The organism is Bartonella sp. AA23NXGY (assembly GCF_042197165.1).
Taxonomy (GTDB): domain Bacteria; phylum Pseudomonadota; class Alphaproteobacteria; order Rhizobiales; family Rhizobiaceae; genus Bartonella.
In genome coordinates, this window is the sequence record NZ_JBHIRO010000053.1 from 1 (window position 1) to 2,647 (window position 2,647).

Sequence of the window (2,647 nt, forward strand, 5' to 3'; positions counted from 1 at the left end):
ACCTCTTGATATGATTTCCTTGAAAGCTTATCACTCTTATAGAACGATTCTGGTTCTTTGAGAAAAAAACTAGAAAAGTCTATTTGCTTTGGGTTTGTTTTCTGATTCTTTGTTATAGCTTGATAGGCTTTTTCTGTTTGTGAAATTTGTTCTTTTTTCAACTCAAGCTGTTTTTTTAAGAGCTCAATAATTTCCTCTTTTTTTAATAGCTTAATAAGCTCCAGATATTCTGCTGGTAGAGCAGGTGGTGGCGGTGGAGCAGGTGGTGGCGGTGGAGCAGACGATGGGGATTGTGCACATTTGTTTAGGACTCCAGTGCGGTCTGTTCCAAATATCCTCTCTTGATATTGAGCAAGTCCCAACGCTAGAAAATTGCATGTATCTGCTTGAGGAGAATCCGATGCATGTGCCAGATTTAGTATTCCCAAAAGGGTAATCATTCCTGTTATAATAAATCGCTTTTTCATCTGTCTCCTCGCTTAATTTCGGCAGGGATTGTTTTATTAATAGGCACGCGGTTCCTATCATTGGGCTGTTTTAGCTTTGGTGCTAATGCACAAGCCGATAAAAGGTTTGCAATCAAAATTACAAGTATGATTAACTTCATTTTGACATGACTCTTTTTTACTGTTATACACATTCTGATATTTGTTGTCATTATTATAATTTCGACACCAAAGTAAAGTGTATAGTTTACGATAATTTATCTTTTCTTAATTTCATTTTTTAATTTATGAAAATAGCTCAATTTCAGTGCAAATATTTTTTGCTTTAGGATTGGATATCCTCGTTATTTTGTCATATGGATATTAAGGGCGTCTGTTACGGGAACCATTGCTTTTTATCTCAGCTAGTTTTTATGTCTCCATAGATGTCCGAATGTAATGCCTTTTGCGAGAGAATTGGCCATGCTTGATAGTTTGAGTAACAGCATGATGGATATAATGGACAAGATGAGAGCTCCTCCAAACATGAAGCTTACATTCTGGTCGTAGTCGAGTTTCATATCGCTCAAATAGTTTGCAAAGATATTCATCATCAGATTAAATACAGTTGCTAAGAGTAGAAAGAGGATTATATAATTGGCGACTTGTACAATCCATTGCTCAAAAAAGCGATAAGTTGGTTGCCAGAGTAGAGCAATAATGAAGATTGGTCCCAATCCTACGAGAAGTGTAATAGCGATTTTTGTCAGAAGGACGAGACCTCCACCGATTGCTACGACGAGGCTTGTTGCTAGCAAGATGAGGATTCCTAAGAGACTGTAAAGCAGTCCATTGGACTCGAAGAAGACGGTTTCTTGGAAAAGACGTCCTGCATATTGAAATCCTTTGGTTGCTGCTTTGTCCAGTAAATTCATTAATTGTGTATCATTGAGTGGATTTGTTATGAGCGCTTTTGATAACTCATAGGGCATTTGTGTGATCAAAATGGCAATTTCACTCTGATAAAGTCCTGTGGTAAGAGCTATTGAAGTAATAATACTTATCCGTAGGAAACGGTTTACGAACCCGGAGAGAGGCATATCTATAGCGCCACGAATGATGAGCCATCCGTAGATGATGAAAGCGATTGTGATTCCAATTGAAACAAAGGGTGTAATTGTAGCTATTGTTTTTGAGGAAATGTCCGTGACATATGTTTTTGTTATCTGATCAATTTTATTGAAAAGTTGCGTGAACACTGTAAAGTCCATGGAATTCCTCTTTAATGAATTTTCAACTTTTTATCACCTTGGAACATAGATATATGCTAAACGCTTCATTTGCATGTATACATTACCTAAGTGTTTTCAGCACGATATCTTGGCTTTGATAAAATCTTTGTGCTTCTCTTAATTGTTCAGAGAGTACTGAACCTTCTACATCGGCTTTTGTTTTCATCGTATGGTAGGCATTCCTTTTTTTTCATGATCAAAAATTTTCATATCAAGTTCGCGTCTTTTCCTTTTGATAAGTGATTTCTCAGCCTTACGTAAATGTGCTACCATTTGTACCTTTATAGATTCATTTTGGATCATGGCTAACGAACCATCGATATGTGCTTGAAGATCTGCAATATCTTTCAGGTTTTCTTTTGTTTGAAGTTCATTAAATAGACTTTTGAGGTATTGAAAACGATTTTCTACGTTTTCAAAAGTTTCTAAACTTACAGCTTTATCTAGTATCGATGCAAATTGTAAACGCTCTGAAATAGTTTTGCCCATTTGATCAAAAGGCCCAGAAACTTTGTTTTCGTCCTCTAATACCTCTTGATATGATTTCCTTGAAAGCTTATCACTCTTATAGAACGATTCTGGTTCTTTGAGAAAAAAACTAGAAAAATCTATAGTTTTAGGTCCAGTTTTTTGACTATTTGTTATAGCCTGATAGGTTTTTTCTGTTTGCGAAAGTTGTTCTTTTTTCAACTCAAGCTGTTTTTTTAAGAGCTCAATAATTTCCCCTTTTTTTAATAGATTAGTAAGCTCCAGATATTCTGCTGGTAGAGCAGGTGGTGGGGCTGAGTCCTTATGTGACGAGAGGTCATAAGATACGCTTGTAACTGCATCCGCATGTGCTAGATTTAGCATTCCCAAAAGGGTAATCATTCCTGTTATAATAAATCGCTTTTTCATCTGTCTCCTCGCTTAATTTCGGCAGGGATTGTT

The 2,647-nt window shown here is 36.3% G+C and carries 3 protein-coding genes and 1 pseudogene; all 4 read right to left on the reverse strand.

The window, feature by feature from the left end; translation table 11 throughout:
* Window positions 1–467: pseudogene (locus tag ACFINY_RS09540) on the reverse strand (hypothetical protein); the annotation flags it as partial.
* A complete protein-coding gene (locus tag ACFINY_RS09545; RefSeq protein ID WP_375645281.1) occupies window positions 464–607 on the reverse strand; it encodes a TrwH protein in 144 nt (47 codons plus the stop codon). The pseudogene ACFINY_RS09540 and the gene ACFINY_RS09545, both read right to left, overlap by 4 nt.
* A 243-nt stretch (window positions 608–850) precedes the next feature.
* Window positions 851–1,696: a type IV secretion system protein gene (locus ACFINY_RS09550; RefSeq protein ID WP_375701052.1), complete on the reverse strand. Its 846-nt coding sequence runs from the start codon at window positions 1,694–1,696 to the stop codon at window positions 851–853.
* 183 nt (window positions 1,697–1,879) lie between these two features.
* Complete coding sequence (locus tag ACFINY_RS09555; RefSeq protein ID WP_375701053.1) at window positions 1,880–2,614, reverse strand: type IV secretion system protein; 735 nt, start codon at window positions 2,612–2,614, stop codon at window positions 1,880–1,882.
* Window positions 2,615–2,647: the final 33 nt, after the last annotated feature.